The organism is Methylobacterium sp. C33D, assembly GCF_053345825.1.
The window spans coordinates 168,864-188,148 of record NZ_JBKFAV010000009.1; the positions used below are offsets into that span (position 1 = coordinate 168,864).

Genomic DNA, 19,285 nt, shown 5'->3' on the forward strand with positions numbered 1-19,285 from the left:
GCTGCCCCTCGGCCCCTGAGGGCGGGAAGCCCGGATCGGAGAGCCGGCCCCGGTCCGGAGCCCGGCGCGGCGCGGCGGGGGAGAGGCTCCGGCGGCCGCGGCTGCCGCCCACGGTCGCACCCCCTGTCGCGACGCGGGAGGCTTCCGCACATTCCCGGCATGGGTGCGACGGGCGGGCATCTCTACACGGTCGAGGTCAGGCCGAGCCGGCATGACCCGGGCCGCTTCACCTGGGCGATCCGCGACCGCGGCAAGCTGGTCCGGGGATCGTACCGCCCGCACATCTCCGAGCACGCGGCGCGCGCCGTCGCGGAAGCCGAGGTCGAGCGCCTGATCGGCCAGGACGGCCGGTCCGGCGGTGCCTAGATCCGCCGCCCGCGCGCGCCGCGTTTCAGACCCGCCCGCAGCGCGCCGGGGCTGAGCGGCCTTCGCGCTCGCGGCTCCGCGCAGTGCCATGCAGGATGCGCATGGTTCTGCGGCCTCGCCGGGGCACATATGCATACCTCTGCGCTCCCCGATCCATTGCATGCCGCAATGCGGTATCCTATCTTTGCACTGCGGGATGGCGATGGCGTCGCGATCCCGCTGCCCTTCTTGGGCGTTTCCTCCCTAGACTTCGGGCCGCTCCTTCGGGAGTGGCCTTTTTTGTTTCCGCCGGCCGCCTCACCCCGCGGCGGCTCCCAGGACGTTTCGACCACGCGGAACTCGGAGCTTGGCGGTACGTTTTTCCGCCATGGAACACTATCGCTCCACCCTCGGTACCGCTGCCGTTGCCGTATTCGGGCTGGTGGCAGCCGCGCATATTCTGCATCCGGGCAATTACGAGGTGCAGACGCGCCCGGCCCGTCCGGCCGTGACGGACGCGGCACCGGTCGCGAAGCCGGTCGCCGCACCGCGCATGCCGAGCGCCTGGGTCGACCCGCCGGCCAAGCCGGCCGCGCCGGAGACCACCGGCGCGCTGGCGGCCGTCCCGGCGCCGCGGGTGGCGGCGGCCGTCCCGGCCGCCGCGATGCCGGCCGCAGCGCTCCCCGCCGAGATGGCGCGCCCGGCCGAGCCGCCGCGCAGGATAGCGGCGCACCGCGCGAAGGGGACCGAGCGCGGCGTCCACCGGGCGGCCCGCCTCCGCCACGCCGCCGTGGTCCGCACCGCCGAATCCGACCGGCCGACCACCGCCACCGCCACCGCCGCGGCGCCGCAGCCCGCGCCCGCGGCCGCCCCGTCGCAGAAGATCGATCCGATCGGCGACATCATCCGCGGTCTCGGCTTCGGCCGCGACGGCTGAGGCGATCGCGGGGCCGGAGCCCTACTCGACGTGGAGTGTGAGCTTCATCTTCGGGTGAATGCCGCACTGGATGACGAAATCCCCCGGTTCGGCCAGGGTCAGGCGCGTCTCGGCGCCGGGCTCCTGAGTGCCGGCATCGAACGAGAACCGCTCCGCCTCGATGAAGGCGTGGTGGGTCAGGCGCGCGTCGCCGTTGCGCAGGGCGACGGTGTCGCCGCGGCGCAGGTACAGGTCGGTCGGCATGTACCGGCCCCCCTTCTGCAGCACGATCCGGGTCGTGGCCGGCAGCGAGGCCCGGGCCGTCCCGAGGCTGATGCCCATCCCGACCAGCGCCAGGATCCCGGCGAACACGACGGCGCGCAGGCACCGGCTGCGGAGGGACATGACCGATATCCAGACGTGACACGCTGCGGGCCGGACCCCGTGGGGCGCCGACCGGGCGGCCGATTTTGCCGCTGCGGCGCAGCATGCGCGCCGCGCCTCAACCGGACGCTACGATATCCCGTAAAAATTTATCGATATAGACGTCTGTAGAGCACATATACAGACAAACAAATCTATTTATCTGTATTCGCCGTCGAGTTCCGCGACTTCACGGGGGCAGCCCCGCGAGGCCAGCACGGTCCGGACATGCTCGCGGAAGACCTGGACGCGGGCCGGCAGCTCGCGCCCCGCCAGGGTGACGGCGCGGAGCCGGCTGCTGCGCGTCGCCCAGGGGCTGAGCACGCGCACGATCTGCCCCTCCTCCACGGCCCGGGCGGCCACGAGGCTCGGGAGATGGCCGATCCCGGCGCCCGCCAGGGTCAGCCGGAGCGCGGTCGCGAAGTCGCTGACCCGGATCGCCGGGCTCACGGACAGCGGCTCCGTGCGGCCCTGCCCGTCCGAGAGGGTCAGCCCGGCCGTGCCGATCCGTTCCCGCGCGAGGATCAGGTCGTGGTCGCGCAGATCGGCGAGCTCCGCCGGGGCCGGGCGGCGCTCCAGATAGGCGGGGGCGGCGTAGAGCGCGAGCGCCAGGGTCGCGAGGACCATCGCGCGGTAGCCGGTCTCCTCCGCCCCGCCCAGCCGCAGGGCGAGGTCGATCCGGTTGGCCGCGAGATCGAGGCGCGCGTCGGTGTTGAGCATCTCCACGGTGATCTGCGGGTAGGCGGCCCGGAAGCTCGCGACGATCTCGGGCATCACCTCGATCCCGAAATCGATCGAGGTCGTGATCCGCAGGTGGCCGGCCGGCACCGTGCGGGCGTCCCGGGCGGTCTCGGCCGCCTCGTCGAGGAGCGTCAGGCTCTCCTGGGCCTTGGCGTAGAAGGCGAGGCCCTCGGCGGTCGGCGAGACCGCCCGGGAGGTGCGGGCCATCAGCCGGACGCCCAGCGCCCGCTCCAGGCGGGAGATCCGCCGGCTGACGCTGCCCTTGGTCTCCTGCAGCGCCGCGGCGGCGGCCGTCACCGTGCCGCGATCCACGACGGCGCAGAAGGCCCGCACATCGTCGAGCCCGCCCCCGAAGGTTTCCGTTCTCGCAACCATGGGGTTCCGGATAGCAGGCTCAACCGGTGCCGTGAACGGGTCTACACGGCGGCTGCGGCGCAGCGAATCGCGCTCGGCCGTCTGCTCTGCAGGAGACACCCTTGAAGTCGATTCTCGCCTCCGGCCTTCTGGCCCTGCTGGTCGCCGCCCCGGTCGCCGCCCCCGCGCTGGCCCAGACCCCGCCGACCCGCGATCCGGCGCAGATCCAGGCCGGCACCTACGCGGTCGATCCCGGCCACACCCAGGTCGGCTGGCGCGTCTCCCACATGGGCTTCTCGAACTACGCCGGCGGCTTCTCGGACGTGTCCGGCACGCTGGAGCTGCAGCCGAAGAACCCGGCCGCCGCCAAGCTCTCGGTGAAGATCCCGGTCGCCTCGGTGACGACCACCAGCGCCAAGCTCACCGACGAGCTCAAGGGCGACCAGTGGCTCGACGCCGCCAAGTTCCCCGACATGACCTTCGTGTCCACCAAGGTCGCGCCGGCCGGCAAGGACCACGCGAAGGTGACGGGCGACCTGACGCTCCACGGCGTGACCAAGCCGGTGACCCTCGACGTGACCCTGGTCGGCGCCGGCGTGAACCCGCTGAGCAAGAAGTACACGGTCGGCTTCGAGGCTACCGGCACGCTCAAGCGGTCCGAGTTCGGGGTGAAGACCTACGTGCCGCTGATCGGCGACGAGCTGCACCTCACCATCGCGGGCGCCTTCGAGAAGCAGGACTGACCCGGGAGGATCCGCCATGGCGCGAGGGGTTTCCGCGCGGCGGTACTCCGCCGTGGCGATCCTGCTGCACTGGGCGAGCGCGCTGGGCGTGCTCGTCCTGATCGGCCTCGGCCTGACCATGACGCACGCGGCCCTGGCGCCGCTGCGCCAGTTCCAGCTCTACCAGTGGCACAAGTCGGTGGGGATCACCGTGCTGGCGCTGACGGCCCTGCGGGTCCTCTGGCGCCTGACCCACCGGCCGCCGCCGCACCCGGCCGGGATGCCGGCGCGGGAGCGTCGGGCGGCTGCGGCGGCCCATCACCTGCTGTACCTGCTCCTCGTCGGGCTGCCGCTGACCGGCTGGGCCGTGGTCTCGCTGTCGCCGTTCAACATCCCGACAGTGCTCTACGGGATCGTGCCCTGGCCGCACCTGCCGCTCGCGGGCCTCGTTCCCGACCCCGCCGCCGCCGAGGGGATCCTGAAGCGGGTCCACGCCCTGGGGGCGTGGTTCCTGGCGACGCTGCTCGCCGTCCACGTGGCGGCGGCCCTGCGCCACCACCTCCTCCTGCACGACGACGTGCTGCGCCGCATGCTGCCGGGACGCCCGGCCTCGACCGCCGCCACCGTGGAGCCGACCCGATGAACGCGCGTCACCTCTGCCTGCTCGCGGCGCTGCAGGCCGTCGCCCTGCCGGCCGCCGCCGCCGAGTGGGCGGTGGATCCCGCCAGGAGCGCGATCCGGTTCTCGGGTGTGCAGGTCGGCGTGCCCTTCACCGGACGGTTCGAGCGGTTCAGGGCCGACATCGATTTCGACCCCGCCAAGCCCGAGGCGGGGCACGCGCTCGTGCTGGTCGACCTCGCGAGCGCGCGGACCGGGGACGTCCAGCGCGACGAGGCCCTGCCGCAGAAGGACTGGTTCGACGTCAAGGCGGGAAGCGAGGCGCGCTTCGAGGCGACCCGCTTCGTCGACAAGGGGCAGGGCGACTACGCGGCCGTCGGCACGCTGACGATCCGCGGCACGAGCCGGCCGGTGACGCTGCCGTTCCACCTGACCGTCGAGGGCGGCACGGCGCACGCCGCGGGGCGCGTCGGCCTCGTCCGCACCGAGTTCGGCGTCGGGCAGGGGGCCTGGGCCTCGGGCCAGTGGGTGGCGCTCGACGTCGGCGTCGAGGTCGACCTCGTCGCGGCGGCGCGGCCGGCCTCCGGCCACTGAACCCCGCCCGGTCGGATCCTTCGGACGTCACGCGCTCCGTCATCGCGAGCGCAGCGAAGCGACCCAGGGCAGCGCGCCCTCCGTCCGTGTGGCGCTCCTGGATTGCTTCGCCACGCTCGCGAGGACGGCGGCCGGGCGTCGGAGGCCGCCCGGTCCCGGCCCGCTACCCCGGCCGGTCCTCCGACCCGGTGCCCAGCGCCCGCTGGACCATGACGCTGTCCGACCAGTGGCCGTACTTGAAGCCCACCGCCCGCAGGTAGCCGACCCGCTCGAACCCGCAGGCCTCGTGGAGCCGCAGGGAGGCCGCGTTCTCGGCGTCGATGTAGCCGATCATCTGGCGGTAGCCGCCCGCCGCGCAGGCCTCGATCAGGGCCGGCAGCAGCCGCCGGCCGATCCCCGCGTGCAGGTGGGCGGGATGCACGTAGATCGAGTGCTTGAGGGTGTAGCGGTAGGCCGGCCGCTTCCGGAACGGCACCGCGTAGGCGTAGCCCGCCACCGCGCCGTCCCGGTCGGCCACGAGGTGCGGCAGGCGCTTCTTGCGCATGGTCTTGCGCCGCCGCTTCAGGTCGTCGGGGAGCAGCCGGTCCTCCTCGGCGACGCCGACGTCGCTGACGCCCCGGCTGATGTGGTGCTCGTAGATCGCCACCATGGCCTCGACATCGGCGTCCGAGGACGGGCGGATGACGATGTCGGGGCAGGACCGGGCCGGGACCGGGCCGGGCGTCTCGACCTCGATCTCCATCAGGCCCCCTCGCGCACGACGTAGGTGTGGAAACGGATCCGCCCGTCCGGCTCGACCTCGCGGTAGACGCCCTGGATCTCGGCCTCGAAGCCCGGGAACAGGTTGGCGGAGGCCTCGAACATCTTGAAATAGTCGAGCATGGGCTTGGCCCGCTCGTCGAGCCGCTCGCCCGGCAGCACGGTGCCGATGCCCGGCGGGTAGACCAGCATCAGCGTGGTGGCGATCCGCCCCTCGGCCTCGGCGATCGGCACGTAATCGACCTTGTTGCGGGTCAGCATCTGGGCGGCCTTCTTGGGCGGCATCACCATCTCGGGCAGGTGCTCGGGGGCGAACTGGCGCCGCTGGAGCGTCGAGGTGCCGGCCTCCCGGTGAAAGGCGTGGAACTCGCCGCAGAGGTCGCGCAGGCGCACGCCCCGGTAGCGGTTCGGCCGGCGGTTGACGAATTCCGGCATGGCCTCCTCCAGCGGGACGTTGTCGTCGTGGAGCCGCTTGAAGGCGACGAGGCCCGAGATCAGCGTGCCGGCCTTGGAGGATTCGACCCCCGGGGTCAGCAGGAAGAGCAGCGAGTTCAGGTCGTTCTTCTCGGCGACGATCCGGTTCTCACGCAGGTATTGCGCCACGATCGGCGCCGGCACGCCGTGCTGGGCGTAGGCCCCCGTGTGCCGGTCGAAGCCCGGGGTCAGCACGGTGAGCTTGTTCGGGTCGGTGATGGCGTAGCCCGGCGCCACGTGGGTGAAGCCGTGCCAGCGCGCGCCCGGCTTCAGCTCCCAGTGGCGCGGCGTGGCGGCGAGCTCGTCGGTCGGCACGCTCTCCCACGGCACCTCGGCGCCGTCGGCGTTCACCGTCACGTCCGGCACGAAGGGGTCGAAGAACCAGCGCCGCGCGGGATCGCGCTCGTTCTCCTCGAACTCGCGCCGGATCGCCCGGACCTTCTTGCGCCACTCGATCCCGAGCCGGATCGTGTCGTCCCACAGGATCATGCCCGAGCGCCCCTTCATCATCTGGGCGCCGACGTCGAGGGAGGCGAACAGGGGGTAGAAGGGCGAGGTCGAGGCGTGGACGAGGAAGCTCTCGTTGAGCCGCTTGTGCTCGACCCGCCGGGTCTGGCCGCGGATGTGCCCGTCCCGGGTGTGGATCTGCGAGGCCTGGGAGAAGCTCGCGAGCTGCTTGTGGGTCGACTGCGTGGCGACGATGCCGGGCGAGGTCTCGTCGAGGCCGGTCAGCCCCATGGCGAAGCGCCGCGCGTAGAGCGGGTGGAACTTCATGAAGCCCGCCCAGGCCTCGTCGAACAGGATGTAGTCGCAGAGGTGGCCGATCTTCTCCAGGATCGCTTGCGCGTCGTAGATCGTGCCGTCGTAGGTGCACTGCTCGATCACCGCGACCCGGAACGGCCGCTCCCGGCGCCACGCCTCCGGGTCGGTCACCAGCGGGTTGCGGCGGATCTTCTCCCGGATCCGGGTCTCGTCCAGGGCCTCGTGGAAGATCGGCCCGATCAGCCCGTAGGCGTTGCGGTCGGTCTCCAGGAAGATCGGGATGCCGCCGCCCAGGAACAGGGCGCCGTGGTGGGCCGCCTTGTGGTTGTTGCGGTCGAACAGGACGAGGTCGTCCTCCGCCACCAGGGAGGACAGGACGATCTTGTTGGAGGCGGAGGTGCCGTTGAGGACGAAGTAGGTCTTCTCCGCCCCGAAGATCTTGGCGGCCTCCTTCTGGGCCTTCAGCGCCGGTCCCTCGTGGGTCAGGAGGTCGCCGAGGTCGAGGACCGAATTGTCGAGGTCGTCGCGGAAGATCGCCTCGCCGAGGTGCTCCACGAAGATCCGGCCGATCGGCGAGCGGTTGTAGAAGATGCCGCCGTTGTGGCCCGGGCAGGTCCAGAGCTGGTTGCCCTTCTCGGCGTAGTCGACGAGCGCGCCGAAGAACGGCGTCTTGAGCGTCTCGGCGTACTGCGTGACCCGGCTGACGAGGCCGCGGGCGATGAATTCCGGCGTCTCCTCCGCGAGGAAGATGTAGCCGTCGATGAAGTCGAGGAGCTCGACCGGGATGTCCTCCAGCCGCTTGCGGCGCACCATGATGACGATCGGCATCTCCAGGCCGCGCCGGCGCATCATGTCGATGAGGGCGGCGGCCTTGCCGTCGAGGCCGCGCTTGCCCCAGTCGACCACGAGGCAGCCGACCGCGGCATCGGTCTGGACCGCGATGGCCGCGTCCTCGACGCGCCGGGCGCGCACCACCTCGAAGCCGCGCTGCTCCACGGCCGCCACGATCTGGTTGACGCGCGCGCCCTCGAGATCGTCCGGGTCGAAGGCCGGGGCGCACATCAGGACCGTGAAGCGGCGGTGGAAGTCCATGGAGCCCTCTCTGGCCTCGGATGCAGCGGGTGGCTTTCCGGCCCGTCTGCGACGATTGCATGACACGGCGCGCGGCGGGCGGTCGCGGTCCGGACGAAACACCGTGATCCGGGCCGGCCACGACGGCCGCGCCGTCAGGATCGGCCGCGGGTCCCCTCTCCCGTGCGGGAGAGGGACAGGGTGAGGGGTGAGACCTCACCGGACGAGGCTTCCCCCTGGAATCGCGTCGATCGGGTGCCCGATCCCGAAGCCTCTCGTCCCTCTCCCCAACCCTCTTCCCGCACGGGAGAGAGGGGGGCCATCACACCCCGCGCCGCCGCTCCCAGACGTCCGGGTTGACCAGCCCGCCCGGCCGCCGGCCGGCGAGGACGTCGACCACGCGGGCCGCGGCGGTCTCGGCGGTGCGGATCAGGGCCGCCCCGGTGGAGCCGCCGACATGGGGCGTCAGGATCGCCCGGGGCTGGCGGGCCAGCGGGTGGTCGACCGGCAGCGGCTCCTGGGCGAAGACGTCGAGCCCGGCGCCCGCGATCGTGCCGGCCTCCAGCGCCTCCACCAGGGCCGCCTCGTCGATCAGGCCGCCGCGGCTGGTGTTGATCAGGAAGGCGTCCCGCTTCATCCGGGCGAGCTGGTCCCGGCCGATCAGGCCGCGGGTGCCCGGGGTCAGCGGCACGTGCAGGGAGACGATGTCGGACTCCGCCAGGAGCGCGTCGACCGAGGCGGCCCGCAGGGCGCCGGCATTGGCGAAATCGGCGTCCGGGCGGCTCGGGCCGTAGGCCAGCACCCGCAGGCCCAGGGCGCCGGCGAGCCGGGCGGTCGCCTGCCCGATCGCCCCGAAGCCGACGAGGCCCAGCGTCAGGCCGGCGAGCTCGACCAGCCGGGCGGTGAACTTGAAGCTGTCGTCGCCGGCCCGGACCGAGCGGTCGGCCTCCGGCAGGGCCTTGGCCAGGGCGAAGATCAGCGCCAGCGTCTGCTCGGCCACCGAGACGGCGTTGGCGCCGGGCGTGTTGACCACGACGATCCCGGCCCCGGTCGCCTCGGCGGTGGCGACGTGGTCGGTGCCGGTGCCGTGCACGCCGATCACCCGTAGGGCCGGCGCCGCCGCGATGGCGCGGGCCGGGAAGCCGGTGTTGCGGGTGACGACGGCGACGCAGTCGGCAACCTCGCGGGCCAGCGTCCCGGGATCGGTCCCGCTCGCCGGGCGGGGCTCCAGCCCGGCCGCGCGCAACCGGTCGAGGCCCGCCGCGTGGATCGGCTGGACGATGAGGCACGGACCGGTGATCACGGGGGAACCTCTGCACAAGAGGAGGGGTGACGGGCAAAATTCGCGCCGGGCCCGTCTAGGCGGGGTGGGCAACCCTGGCAACCGGGCGCCCCGGTCCCCGCCGCGGCGACCCGATCGGACGCGCACGATCCACACCCGATCGCGGCCGGGTCGAGCCCCGCGCGCCCCGCCCGGCCCGACGATCCCGGCCGCGCGTCTCGGACGAGATCCGGCCCGGCCTTCCGCGAAAGCGCCGACTCGACCGTGCGATGATGGTCGAAGCCCTGATGGAGATGTCGTTCGACGAAGGAAGTCAGTATAGAGCGTACTCAATGTCGATCGCGCAGATCCGTCCGGCCTGATCCGAGTAGAATTGTAATTACTCCAAATGTATTTTTGACACATGTAGAGATATTTGCTGCCTTGCTCCGTGATTCGGAGCCTTCGTCACGACAATGCGGTCCCACGACTTCTCAGTGCCTGCTTCCGCGCGGACCCGGCGCCGGCGGCGCGCGGCCCGGCCGGTTCTCCCGATGGCCGTCCTGCTGGGCTTCGTCGGGGCCGGGCTGCACGCCGCCCGCGCCGAGGAGGCCGGGGCGGGGCGGGACGTCCAGCTCGACGAGCTCTCGGTCGCGAGCGCGGCCGAGCCGCGCGGCCCGGTCCCGGCCTATGCCGGCGGTCAGGTGGCGCGGGGCGGGCGCCTCGGCCTGCTGGGCGATACCGAGACGCAGAAGGCGCCCTTCAGCATCGCGAGCTACACCGACACGCTCGTCCGGGACCGGCAGGCGCGGACGGTGTCCGAAGCCCTGGTCCTCGACCCGTCGGTGCGCGCCACCCAGACCACGGGGGCGCCGTTCGATTCCTTCTCCATCCGGGGCTTCCCGTCCAACGAGAACACCAGCGGCGAGGTCGCCTTCGACGGCCTCTACGGCATCGCCCCGAGCTTCCGCATCTTCACCGACTACGTGGAGCGCATCGAGGTCCTGAAGGGGCCGTCCGCCGCCCTCACCGGCGTGTCGCCGAACGGCGCGGTCGGCGGCGTGGTCAACATCGTGCCCAAGCGGGCCGGCGCGGACCTGACCCGCGTCACACTGGATTACGGCTCGTCCGCCTGGGGCGGCAGCCAGGCCGACGTCGCCCGCCGCTGGGGGCCGGGCCGGGAATGGGGGGCCCGCGTCGTCGGCAGCCTGCACGGCGGCGCCACGCCCTTCGACCGCCAGACCGAGACGACCGGCGTCGGGGCCCTCGCCCTCGACTACCAGGGCGACCGGTTCCGCGCGTGGCTCTACCTGCTGGCGCAGACCGACCGCTTCGACGCGCCGCTGCGCCCGTTCCTCCTGCGGGCCGGCGTGCCCGTGCCGCGGGCGCCCGACGGCCGCCTGAACCTGACCCAGCCCTGGGAATACTCGGACGTCGACGATCGCGGCGGCCTGCTGCGCACCGAGTACGACCTGACCGATCAGGTCACGCTGTTCGCGGATGTCGGCGGCGGGCAGACCGGGGTGGAGCGCTACTTCCAGTCGGCGCCGACGATCCTCAACGGCCGCGGCGACACGACCAGCACGCCGCAATTCTACGCCCTGAACGTCGACCGGCTCACCTACGACGGCGGCGTCCGGGCCCGGTTCGAGACCGGCTTCATCCGCCACGCCCTGACGGTGCAGGGCTCCGTGTACGACGAGGCGACGGGACGGCGGTTCTCGCCCGGCCGGGGCGCCTACCTGTCGAACCTCTACGCGCCGGCCCTCGTCCCGTACATCGCGCCGATCTACGGCGTCGGCCGGCCCCGCCTGTCCGACAGCACCCTGTCGGGGATCGCGGTGGCCGACACGCTGTCGGCCCTCGACGAGCGCGTCCTGCTGACCCTGGGCGTGCGCCGCCAGCGCGTGGAGGCGCACAACTACGTGTCGAATGTCGGCACGCTGGCCTCGTCCTACGACAGGAGCGCCACGACCCCGATGGTCGGCCTCGTGGTGCGGCCCTGGGATTCGGTCTCGCTCTACGGCAACTACATCGAGGGCCTGAGCCGCGGCGACGTGGCCCCGGCGGTGGCGACCAATTCCGGCACGATCCTGGCCCCCTACGTGGCCCGGCAGGTCGAGGCCGGCGTGAAGCTCGATCTCGGCCAGTTCGGCGCCACGCTCGGCGCCTTCCGGATCACCAAGCCCGCGGGCGAGCTCGGCCCGCAGGGGCGCTTCGCGGCGACCGCCGAGCAGCGCGTCGGCGGGCTCGAGCTGAACCTGTTCGGCGCGATCACCCCGCAGGTCCGGGTGGTCGGCGGCGTGACCCTGCTGGACGGACGCCTCGTCAGGACGGCGCTCGCCGCCAATCGCGGGCACCGGCCGATCGGCGTGCCGGAGGTCCAGGCGAGCCTGGGGGCCGAGTGGGACCTGCCCGGGCTGCCCGGCCTGACGCTCAACGGCGCGGTCATCTATACCGGGCGACAGTTCGTCGACCTCGCGAACACCCAGGCCCTGCCGGACTGGGCGCGCCTCGACCTCGGCCTGCGCTACACGACGCGCGTCGCCGGGCGGCCGACGACCTTCCGGGCCAGCGTCCTCAACGTGACCGACGCGCGGTACTGGACCGGGGTCGCCTCGTTCGGCACCTTCTTCCAGGGCGCGCCGCGCACCTACCTGCTGTCGATGGCGGTGGATCTCTGAGCCGGACCGGCGCGGCCGCGCCGGGCCCGTCGGGCGGCGCGATGTTTCACGGGAAACATTTTCTTAACCCTGAGCGGCGACCGCGCGGGACCGGCGAGCTGTTGCACCGGCGCCGTCGCGGCGCCGCGACGGCCGGGGTACCACCGGTCCGGCATGACGACATCGAGCTGGCGCACCCTCCGCAACGTGCAGGCCCGGAAACGGCTGGAGAAGGCCCTGCCGGCGATCTTCCCGGCGCCGGTCCTGCAGCACGCCCTCGCGCGGCCCCTGATCCCGCCGACGCCGCGGCTCGCCGTCGAGAGCTACTGGCGCAACCACATCCTCCGGGCCGACCGGCTCGCCCGGGCGCTGGCGGCCCGGTCCGGCACGCCGGAGGGCTGGGCCTGGCAGATCGGCGTAGAGGGGCGGGCCGGGAGCTTCCGCACGCCGCCCGCGCCGTTCCGCGATCCGGCCTTCGCCCGCGGCCGCGGGGCCTGCTGCATCTGCGGCCAGCCGGTCTACCGGTTCGGCTGGCACCGGGATCTCTGGGCGCGCGGCGCGCCCAACACCAATGCCGGCTGGCACGCGGCCTGTGTGGCGGCCTGGAAATTCTGGATCGCGCCCCACGCCCAGGTCCGGGCGCTCAAGCTGCGCCAGCGCCACCGCTGCACCACCACCGGCAAGCGCCTGCTGAGAACGGCCGAGGTCGACCACCTGCTGCCGCTCTACCGGGTCTGGCGGGAGCACCGCGACGCGCCCTGGCCGGAGCTTCTCGGCTACTGGGGCGCGCCGAACCTGCAGGTGGTCAACCGCGCCGCTCATGTCGACAAGTGCCGCGACGAGGCGGCCGAGCGCTCCCGGACCGTGCAGCTCGCCCGTTTCCGGGTGGTCGAGGACGAGTCCGGGTTCAGCGTGGTCGAGGAGGAGTGACCGGCCGGCTCAACCGTCCAGGGCCTTGAAGGCCCGCGACAGGTCGGCCAGCAGGTCGGCCTCCGCCTCCAGGCCGACCGACAGGCGCAGCAGCCCGTCGGTGATGCCCGCGATGGCCCGCGCCTCCGGGTCCATGGCCGCGTGCGTCATGGTCGGCGGGTGGGCGATCAGGCTCTCGACGCCGCCGAGCGACTCGGCCAGCGTGAACACCCGCAGGGCCTCCACGAAGGTTCTCACCGCGTCGCGGCCGCCGGCCAGCTCGAAGCTCAGCATCGCCCCGAAACCCGCCTGCTGGGCCTTGGCCAGGGCGTGCCCCGGATGCGTGGGCAGGCCCGGATAGTGCACCCGGGCCACCGCCGGATGGGCGTCGAGGAAGGCCGCCAGGGCGGCGGCGTTGCGCTGCTGCTGCTCCACCCGGACGAACAGGGTGCGCAGGCCCCGGAGCGTCAGGTAGGCGTCGAGGGGCGAGCCGGTCACGCCGATCGTGTTCGCCCAGGCGGCGAGGTCCTCGCCCATCGCCTTGTCGGCGGCGATCACGGCCCCGCCGATCACGTCGGAATGGCCGTTCAGGAACTTGGTGGTGGAGTGGACGACGAGGTCCGCCCCGAGGGCGATCGGCTGCTGCAGGGCGGGCGACAGGAAGGTGTTGTCCACCACCGCCAGCGCGCCGGCCGCCTTCGCGGCCGCGGTGATCCGCCGGACATCGACCACGCGCATCAGCGGGTTGCTCGGCGTCTCGAGCAGCACGACCTTCGGCCCCTGCGCCAGGGCCGCCGCCAGCGCGTCCGGATCGGTCTGGTCGACGAAGGCGACGCGGTAATGGCCCCGCTCCGCGCGGAAGCTGAGCAGGCGGTGGGTTCCGCCGTAGCAATCGTGCGGCGCGACCAGGAGATCGCCGGGCCGCAGGCTCGACAGGGCGAGGTCGAGGGCCGCCATGCCGCTCGCCACCAGGACGGCGCGGGCGCCGCCCTCGAGCTTGGCGATCGTGTCGGCCAGCGCGTCCCGGGTCGGGTTGCCCAGGCGCGAGTAATCGTAGGGGCCGGGCTGCTCGAAGGCCGGGAACTTGAAGGTCGTCGACAGGTGGATCGGCGCGATCACCGCGCCGAAGGCCGCGTCCTGGGCCACGCCGTTGGCCGCCGCTACGGTACGGGCCGCTAATCCCTCTGACATCGCCGCGTCCTCCACGCCGTGACCGCTCGCCCGGTCCTACCGGACCGGGCGAGCGTTCTTTATGGAGAACGGATCAGACTTTCAAGAGAACGAGAGCGCCGCCGCGGCGGCGCGGCGGTCCCGGACCGCGTCGACCGCCAGGGTGCCATGCTGGCGAAGACCCCGTCCTGGCGGATCAGCGCGTGCAGCAGCGCCGCCGCGAGATGCGCGAGGATCACGGCGAACAGTCCGTAGGCCAGCGCGGTGTGGAGCCGGCGCAGGACCGCGTACAGCGCCGGGTCCTGCGGCAGGATCGGCGGCAGGACCACCGGGCCGGCGAGGATGACGGGATAGCGCGCCGCCGACAGCATCGCCCAGCCGATGAGCGGCATGGCCAGCATGAGGCCGTAGAGCAGGATGTGCGAGCCGTGGGCGGCGCGCTTCTGCCAGCCCGGAAGATCCGTCGGCAGCGGCGGCGGCGCGTGGCGCCAGCGATTGGCGAGCCGGAACCCGGCGAGGACCAGGATCAGGATCCCGAGCGGCCGGTGCAGGGCGACGAGGGTGCCGTAATCGGCGAGGGAGGTCACCATGGCGACGCCGATCAGCAGCATGGCCAGGATCAGCGCCGCCATGGTCCAGTGGAGCAGGCGCGCGGGCCGGTTGAAGCGGTCGGGCTCGGTCACAGGGCGGCTCCGTGGATCGCGGCGCCGGTGACGGCGCTCGGCGTCTTGGCCTCGCCGGCGCGGCGGGTGACGGACTGGGCGTAGGCCGCCGACCGGGCGCTCAGCAGCGGGTCGTCGCTCGGCGCGATGCCGTCCGGCAGCACCAGCGGATCGAAGTTGATGTCGCGGCAGGTGGCGGCGGCCTCCGGCGCCGCCGCCGTGAGGGTGAGGGTGCCGACATCGACGGTCTCGCGGTCGGCGGGCCAGGGCCGCGTCGCGTCGGCGGTCGGGTCGCCGGCCTGGCCGAGCGTGACGATCAGGTGCCAGCGGCGCGGGCCCTGCGCGAGCTGCGCGGCGAGCGCGTCGAACAGGGCGTTCGCGTCGCCCGGCGCGGCCTCGGCCGCCGGCGCCGGCTCGGGGACCATGGCCCAGCGCACCGGCCGGGCGGCGCCGTCCGCGGCGACGAACCGGAAGGCGTTGAGGCTCCAGTAGGTGCTGTCGGCGAAACCCGCGGTCACCGTCCGGGCCTTGATCAGCGCGGCCGCCTTCGCGCTCTCCGGATGGTCGGCGAAGAAGGCCTTCAGGCGCTCCGGATCCGGCTTGCCGGTGGTGGGATCGGGCCTGGCCGCGAGGAGCTGCGCGTAGAAGGCCTCGGGCGTGCGCACCGGAAAGACCGGGATGTTGTTCATGCCGGTGCGCCACTCCTCGCCGTCGGGCAACCGGAAGCGCAGGGCGAGGCTGCGGACGGTGGCGGCGGCGTCGGCCGCGTAGGGCTGGCCGCCGGCCAGCGCCACCCGCCCCTCGACCGGCGTCACGCGTCCCGCCGCGAACAGGCCCGCCTTCGAGAGGCGCGCGCCCGCGCCGCTGCCCGTGAAGCGGCCCGCGACGCACATCCCCTTGGCGTGGTTGCGCCGGAAGCCGGGATGCGGCCCGTTCACCTGCTCGAACCGGTCGATGATCCGGGCCGGCGTGAGCAGGCCGGGCGAGAGCCAGCCGCCGGCATACGCGAAGGTGCCGGCGGTCCCGGCCAGCGCCGCGCCGATGGCGGACAGGCGCAGGAGCAGAGCGATCCCGGTCATGCCGGGGGACGCACCCGTGAGGTCGTGCAGCAGCGTCATCGGGTCCCTCAGGATCGGCCACGATGACGCCTCTTCGCCCGCCCGCCGCGGCGGTTTCAGGCGGCGCGGGCCCCGTGCAGCGCCGGGGGCCGCTCGCCCGCCTCGACCGGTGCGGCGGCGCACACAGCGTCGGCCTCCTGCGCCAGGGCGCGGGCGAGCAGGCCGGCCCGTCCGGCCCACAGGTCCCGCTCGTCGCGCAGCGCGTCGTGACGGTCCTCGGACGCGGCCAGCGCGACGCGCAGGGCGTCGATCTCCGTCCGCAACTCGGTCGTGCGCTGCCGCTCGCTCGCCAGCGCCGCCTTGAGCACGCTGAGGGCGGCCTCGGTCGCGCCGCGCGTCCCGGCCGAGCCGGGTATCCCTCCTCCTCGAGCACGAGGCCGTGCAGCATGGTGAAGACCCGGTCGCCGTCGAGCCGCGCGAGGTCGAACCCGCTCTCGGTCCCGAGGCCGCTGAAGAGCGCCTGACCGCTGCGCGACGCGCCCACGAACGCCATCGACCAGTTCGCGAAGCCGCGGCTCTCGGCCGGGCCGCATTGCAGGACCGTGACGTCGTCGTGCCGCAGGTCGCGCTGGATCCGCTCGAAGGTCGCCTCGACGCCCCGCCGCGGGCCCTCCAGCACCTGCGCGAAGGCGCCCGCGTTGAACATCAGGGCGCCGGTCACGTCCAGCGCGGCGTTGTTCCGCCGGGACGCGTCCAGGATCTGCCGGACCGCGGCCATCGCCTCCGGCCCCTGGAGCAGGTTCTTGCTGGCGTAGACGAGGCGGTAGAGGTCGCTCATGGCTTCGCGTCCGGGAGGGGAGGGGCGGGGAGTCAGGCCTGCGGGAAGGCGGCGAAGACCTGGCGCAGGTCCTCGGCGGGAACGGGCTTGCTGATCAGGTAGCCCTGCACGTCGGTGCAGCCCTCCAGGCGGATGCGCTGCATCTGCTCCGACGTCTCGACGCCCTCGGCGACGGTGGTCATGCCGAGGCTCTTCCCCAGCCCCGCGATGGCCCGGATGATCGCCTCGCCGTCCGGCTTGCTGGTCAGGTCCTTCACAAAGGACCGGTCGATCTTGATCTTGTCGAAGGGGAACGAGCGCAGGTAGCTGAGCGAGGAGTAGCCGGTGCCGAAATCGTCCATGGAGACGCGCACGCCGAGCTCCCGCAGCCGGTGCAGGGTCTGGAGCGTCCGGTCGTTCTCCTGCAGCAGCACGCCCTCGGTGATCTCGACCTCGAGCCGCCGGGGCGGCAGCCCCGAACCCGCCAGGGCCGAGATGATCGTCTCCACGAGCCGGTCGCTCTTGAACTGCGCGGGCGAGACGTTGACCGCCACTGACATCGGATCCGGCCAGGACATGGCGTCCCGGCAGGCCTGGCGGACGACCCACTCGCCGATCGGGACGATGAGCCCGATCTCCTCGGCCAGCGGGATGAAGTCGAGGGGCGAGACCAGCCCGCGGTCGGGATGGCGCCACCGGATCAGGGCCTCGCAGCCGATCAGCGTGCCGCTCGCGAGCTGCATCTGCGGCTGGTAGTGCAGCTGGAATTCCCGGCGGGCCAGCGCTTGGCGCATGTCGAGCTCGAGCGTCCGGCGCGCCTGCATGCGCGCGTCCATCTCCGGCTCGAAGAACCGGTAGGTGCCGCGGCCGTCGAGCTTGGCCCGGTAGAGGGCGAGGTCGGCGTTCTTCAGGAGCCGTTCGGCATCGGCGCCGTCCGCGGGAGCGAGCGCCACGCCGACGCTGGCGCCGATCGTCAGGAGATGGCCCTCCACCATGTAGGTCCGGCCGATCAGGTCGACGACGCGGCGGGCGAGGGCCTGCGTGCCGGCCGCGTCGCGGATCCCGGCCTGCAGGATGACGAACTCGTCGCCCCCGATCCGCGCCACCGTGTCGGTGTCCCGCACCGTCGAGCGCAGGCGGTCGGCGACCGTCGCCAGCAGCGCGTCCCCGACCGGGTGGCCGAGGGTGTCGTTGACCGGCTTGAACCGGTCGAGGTCGATGAGCAGCAGGGCGCAGCTCTCGCCGGTGCGCGCGAGGCGGGCGAGCGCCTCGGCGAGGCGCTCGCGCAGGAGCAGGCGGTTCGGCAGGCCGGTGAGCGGGTCGAGCCGCGCCATCGCGTCGGCCCGGGCCTCGGTGGCCTTGCGGGTGCTGACATCCTCCAGCGCGACCACCCAGCCGCCCTCCGCGAGGGGTTGGAGCTCGACCTGGACCGTGTCGTCCCGGCGCTGCACCTCGAACAGGGCGGGCTGCCGCCGGGTCAGCGCGCCGCGCAGGGCGCGCAGGGTCGCGCGCCGCGCCGGGGCGGACCCGTCCCGGAGAGCCCGCAGCAGCGGCAGCGCGGCCGAGCCGACCTCCGGCGCGAGGGTCGGGCTCGCCAGGAGCCGCCGCGCCGGCGCGCTCGCCGCCACGATCGTCCCGCCGCGGTCGATCATCAGGAAGCCCTGCCGGACCGCGTCGAGATAGGGCACCAGGGGGTCGCGCGCCCCGCCCCGCCCGGGCGGGATCGGGAGCCCCGCGTCGCGGAGCGGCGGGCGGGCGGGCTGGGGATCCGGACGCATGCCAGGCCTCGCGTGAGTGCCGGGCGACGCGCGGCAGGGAAACAGCGCCTGGATAGTCGGAAAGATGCTAATTCCGTATTTAAGCCTCAGATAAATACCGTATTGACCTAGGTTAAGACGGTAATAGCTCCCGTTCGCCCACCCGGCGGGCCCGCCGGCGGGACGCGCGTGGAGGGTGACGGCGTCGAGGGCGGCGGATCCGCGCTCGCCCCCCGATGCGGACGATCGCGGACGATCGCGGACGATCGCGGACGATCGCGGACGATCGCGGACGATCGCGGACGGTGCGGGCGCGGCGCCGCGTGCCCGGATAGGCGCCTGCCGCGCCGTCCTCGGGCGGCCTTCGGGCCGGGCGCGGGAGCCGGCCGGGCGCGGCGAGCCGTGCGTCACGGGCTTGGCCGTCCTGCGCGCGGCCCCTTGCGCATCGCGGGCCGCACCACTAGATCCCTGTCACCGGCCACGACGGCACGCCGTCCGCCGGTCCTTCCTTCAGCATCACCGGCCAGCACCGGTCCTCCGGGATCGCGACGCTGTCGGGCGCGGGCCCAGGTTCGACCGGGGCCCGGCGACTGAGGGAGCGTCCATCGTCCAGCGCCGCATCGAAGGGCCTCAGGGCCGTTCCGCGCGGCGTACTGTCGACGGAGGCACCGAGATCCGGCCCGGCCGGTTCGGTTCTTTCGCCGGGAAAAGAGCGGTTGACACGGAAGTCTGGGGCAGCTTATACGGCGCCTCCCGACGCGGTCCGGAAGAGAAACGGAACGGGTTGGGCGGACTTCCAGAGGTTTAGAAAAGTAGATCTGGCGAGAGCCGAGGTACTTGACTTCTCCTCAGCCGGTAATTACGAGAGTGATTACTGATCTTTGACAAGTTGGAATGAGGAAGGGAGACGCGGGCGGCGTTTGTCCTTGCGGCCGGGTCTTAGGGCCTGGCGTGAGTAGACTTGTGCCGATCTGTTGTTCTTCTTTCTGAGCTCACCGACGGGTGTTTTGGCGCTGTGAAGCGTCGGGATGCTTGGTCGATGTGAGGCTCCGTCTGAGAATATACGTGATCGGCCGGATCTTTCTCTTCAACGTGAGAGTTTGATCCTGGCTCAGAGCGAACGCTGGCGGCAGGCTTAACACATGCAAGTCGAGCGGGCCCTTCGGGGTCAGCGGCGGACGGGTGAGTAACGCGTGGGAACGTGCCTTC

Annotated in this window: 17 protein-coding genes, 1 rRNA gene and 1 pseudogene; 8 read left to right on the plus strand and 11 right to left on the minus strand. The window is 72.7% G+C overall.

What is annotated here, in order from left to right:
- Nucleotides 1–159 precede the first annotated feature (159 nt).
- Nucleotides 160–366: a hypothetical protein gene (locus tag ACLBXO_RS09505; RefSeq protein WP_447685221.1), complete on the plus strand. Its 207-nt coding sequence runs from the start codon at nucleotides 160–162 to the stop codon at nucleotides 364–366.
- Nucleotides 367–733: 367 nt separating this feature from the next.
- Nucleotides 734–1,282, plus strand: a complete 549-nt coding sequence (locus tag ACLBXO_RS09510; protein ID WP_447685222.1) for a hypothetical protein — start codon at nucleotides 734–736, stop codon at nucleotides 1,280–1,282.
- A gap of 21 nt (nucleotides 1,283–1,303) precedes the next feature.
- On the opposite strand, the gene ACLBXO_RS09515 is transcribed toward ACLBXO_RS09510, so the two are convergent.
- Together ACLBXO_RS09515 and ACLBXO_RS09520 are read right to left on the minus strand one after the other, a co-directional pair.
- On the minus strand, nucleotides 1,304–1,666 hold the full coding sequence (locus ACLBXO_RS09515; RefSeq protein ID WP_331316216.1) for a hypothetical protein: 363 nt from the start codon (nucleotides 1,664–1,666) through the stop codon (nucleotides 1,304–1,306).
- 177 nt (nucleotides 1,667–1,843) lie between these two features.
- The gene (locus tag ACLBXO_RS09520) at nucleotides 1,844–2,800 is read right to left on the minus strand and encodes a LysR family transcriptional regulator (protein WP_447685223.1); all 957 of its coding nucleotides are present in this window, start codon (nucleotides 2,798–2,800) and stop codon (nucleotides 1,844–1,846) included.
- A gap of 101 nt (nucleotides 2,801–2,901) precedes the next feature.
- Between ACLBXO_RS09520 and ACLBXO_RS09525 the strand changes: the two genes are divergently transcribed.
- From ACLBXO_RS09525 to ACLBXO_RS09535, 3 genes are read left to right on the plus strand one after another with little or no spacing between them, the layout of a single operon-like run.
- On the plus strand, nucleotides 2,902–3,522 hold the full coding sequence (locus tag ACLBXO_RS09525) for a YceI family protein (RefSeq protein ID WP_447685224.1): 621 nt from the start codon (nucleotides 2,902–2,904) through the stop codon (nucleotides 3,520–3,522).
- A 16-nt stretch (nucleotides 3,523–3,538) separates the two neighbouring features.
- Nucleotides 3,539–4,144: a cytochrome b gene (locus ACLBXO_RS09530; RefSeq protein WP_447685225.1), complete on the plus strand. Its 606-nt coding sequence runs from the start codon at nucleotides 3,539–3,541 to the stop codon at nucleotides 4,142–4,144.
- Nucleotides 4,141–4,713: a YceI family protein gene (locus ACLBXO_RS09535; RefSeq protein ID WP_331316225.1), complete on the plus strand. Its 573-nt coding sequence runs from the start codon at nucleotides 4,141–4,143 to the stop codon at nucleotides 4,711–4,713. The genes ACLBXO_RS09530 and ACLBXO_RS09535 overlap by 4 nt, the downstream gene beginning before the upstream one ends.
- A gap of 163 nt (nucleotides 4,714–4,876) precedes the next feature.
- Here the strand turns inward: ACLBXO_RS09535 and ACLBXO_RS09540 are convergent, their stop codons facing one another.
- The 3 genes from ACLBXO_RS09540 to ACLBXO_RS09550 form a co-directional block, all read right to left on the minus strand.
- A complete protein-coding gene (locus ACLBXO_RS09540) occupies nucleotides 4,877–5,455 on the minus strand; it encodes an N-acetyltransferase family protein (protein WP_447685226.1) in 579 nt (192 codons plus the stop codon).
- Nucleotides 5,455–7,800: an Orn/Lys/Arg family decarboxylase gene (locus ACLBXO_RS09545; protein ID WP_331316228.1), complete on the minus strand. Its 2,346-nt coding sequence runs from the start codon at nucleotides 7,798–7,800 to the stop codon at nucleotides 5,455–5,457. The genes ACLBXO_RS09540 and ACLBXO_RS09545 overlap by 1 nt, the downstream gene beginning before the upstream one ends.
- A gap of 301 nt (nucleotides 7,801–8,101) precedes the next feature.
- On the minus strand, nucleotides 8,102–9,082 hold the full coding sequence (locus ACLBXO_RS09550; protein WP_331316229.1) for a hydroxyacid dehydrogenase: 981 nt from the start codon (nucleotides 9,080–9,082) through the stop codon (nucleotides 8,102–8,104).
- Between the two features lie 512 nt (nucleotides 9,083–9,594).
- On the opposite strand from ACLBXO_RS09550, the gene ACLBXO_RS09555 reads away from it, so the two are divergent.
- Both ACLBXO_RS09555 and ACLBXO_RS09560 read left to right on the plus strand, forming a co-directional pair.
- Entirely contained in the window at nucleotides 9,595–11,724 is a 2,130-nt protein-coding gene (locus tag ACLBXO_RS09555; RefSeq protein ID WP_447685227.1) for a TonB-dependent receptor, read from the plus strand.
- A 153-nt stretch (nucleotides 11,725–11,877) separates the two neighbouring features.
- The gene (locus ACLBXO_RS09560) at nucleotides 11,878–12,633 is read left to right on the plus strand and encodes a hypothetical protein (protein ID WP_331316233.1); all 756 of its coding nucleotides are present in this window, start codon (nucleotides 11,878–11,880) and stop codon (nucleotides 12,631–12,633) included.
- A gap of 9 nt (nucleotides 12,634–12,642) precedes the next feature.
- On the opposite strand, the gene metB is transcribed toward ACLBXO_RS09560, so the two are convergent.
- The 6 genes and pseudogenes from metB to ACLBXO_RS09590 form a co-directional block, all read right to left on the minus strand.
- Nucleotides 12,643–13,803: a cystathionine gamma-synthase gene (metB, locus tag ACLBXO_RS09565; protein WP_331316235.1), complete on the minus strand. Its 1,161-nt coding sequence runs from the start codon at nucleotides 13,801–13,803 to the stop codon at nucleotides 12,643–12,645.
- Between the two features lie 59 nt (nucleotides 13,804–13,862).
- Nucleotides 13,863–14,465, minus strand: coding sequence for a cytochrome b (locus ACLBXO_RS09570; protein ID WP_447685233.1), 603 nt, complete (start codon nucleotides 14,463–14,465; stop codon nucleotides 13,863–13,865).
- Nucleotides 14,462–15,562: a catalase family peroxidase gene (locus tag ACLBXO_RS09575; protein WP_447685228.1), complete on the minus strand. Its 1,101-nt coding sequence runs from the start codon at nucleotides 15,560–15,562 to the stop codon at nucleotides 14,462–14,464. Before ACLBXO_RS09575 ends, ACLBXO_RS09570 begins: the two co-directional genes overlap by 4 nt.
- A gap of 56 nt (nucleotides 15,563–15,618) precedes the next feature.
- Entirely contained in the window at nucleotides 15,619–15,870 is a 252-nt protein-coding gene (locus ACLBXO_RS09580; RefSeq protein ID WP_447685229.1) for a hypothetical protein, read from the minus strand.
- Nucleotides 15,871–16,109: 239 nt separating this feature from the next.
- Nucleotides 16,110–16,340, minus strand: a pseudogene (locus ACLBXO_RS09585) (BLUF domain-containing protein); the annotation flags it as partial.
- A 32-nt stretch (nucleotides 16,341–16,372) separates the two neighbouring features.
- A complete protein-coding gene (locus ACLBXO_RS09590; protein ID WP_447685230.1) occupies nucleotides 16,373–18,097 on the minus strand; it encodes a putative bifunctional diguanylate cyclase/phosphodiesterase in 1,725 nt (574 codons plus the stop codon).
- 1,067 nt (nucleotides 18,098–19,164) lie between these two features.
- Here ACLBXO_RS09590 and ACLBXO_RS09595 point away from each other — a divergent pair.
- Nucleotides 19,165–19,285 (plus strand): 16S ribosomal RNA (locus ACLBXO_RS09595); the annotation flags it as partial.

Excerpts from the sequence above, each read along its gene's own strand:
- ACLBXO_RS09555 (WP_447685227.1), top strand. The coding sequence starts at position 9,595 with ATGGCCGTCCTGCTGGGCTTCGTCGGGGCCGGGCTGCACGCCGCCCGC.
- ACLBXO_RS09560 (WP_331316233.1), top strand. The coding sequence starts at position 11,878 with ATGACGACATCGAGCTGGCGCACCCTCCGCAACGTGCAGGCCCGGAAA.
- ACLBXO_RS09545 (WP_331316228.1), bottom strand. The coding sequence starts at position 7,800 with ATGGACTTCCACCGCCGCTTCACGGTCCTGATGTGCGCCCCGGCCTTC.
- ACLBXO_RS09530 (WP_447685225.1), top strand. The coding sequence starts at position 3,539 with ATGGCGCGAGGGGTTTCCGCGCGGCGGTACTCCGCCGTGGCGATCCTG.
- ACLBXO_RS09575 (WP_447685228.1), bottom strand. The coding sequence starts at position 15,562 with ATGACGCTGCTGCACGACCTCACGGGTGCGTCCCCCGGCATGACCGGG.
- ACLBXO_RS09540 (WP_447685226.1), bottom strand. The coding sequence starts at position 5,455 with ATGGAGATCGAGGTCGAGACGCCCGGCCCGGTCCCGGCCCGGTCCTGC.
- ACLBXO_RS09535 (WP_331316225.1), top strand. The coding sequence starts at position 4,141 with ATGAACGCGCGTCACCTCTGCCTGCTCGCGGCGCTGCAGGCCGTCGCC.
- ACLBXO_RS09510 (WP_447685222.1), top strand. The coding sequence starts at position 734 with ATGGAACACTATCGCTCCACCCTCGGTACCGCTGCCGTTGCCGTATTC.
- ACLBXO_RS09520 (WP_447685223.1), bottom strand. The coding sequence starts at position 2,800 with ATGGTTGCGAGAACGGAAACCTTCGGGGGCGGGCTCGACGATGTGCGG.
- ACLBXO_RS09505 (WP_447685221.1), top strand. The coding sequence starts at position 160 with ATGGGTGCGACGGGCGGGCATCTCTACACGGTCGAGGTCAGGCCGAGC.
- ACLBXO_RS09515 (WP_331316216.1), bottom strand. The coding sequence starts at position 1,666 with ATGTCCCTCCGCAGCCGGTGCCTGCGCGCCGTCGTGTTCGCCGGGATC.
- ACLBXO_RS09590 (WP_447685230.1), bottom strand. The coding sequence starts at position 18,097 with ATGCGTCCGGATCCCCAGCCCGCCCGCCCGCCGCTCCGCGACGCGGGG.
- metB (WP_331316235.1), bottom strand. The coding sequence starts at position 13,803 with ATGTCAGAGGGATTAGCGGCCCGTACCGTAGCGGCGGCCAACGGCGTG.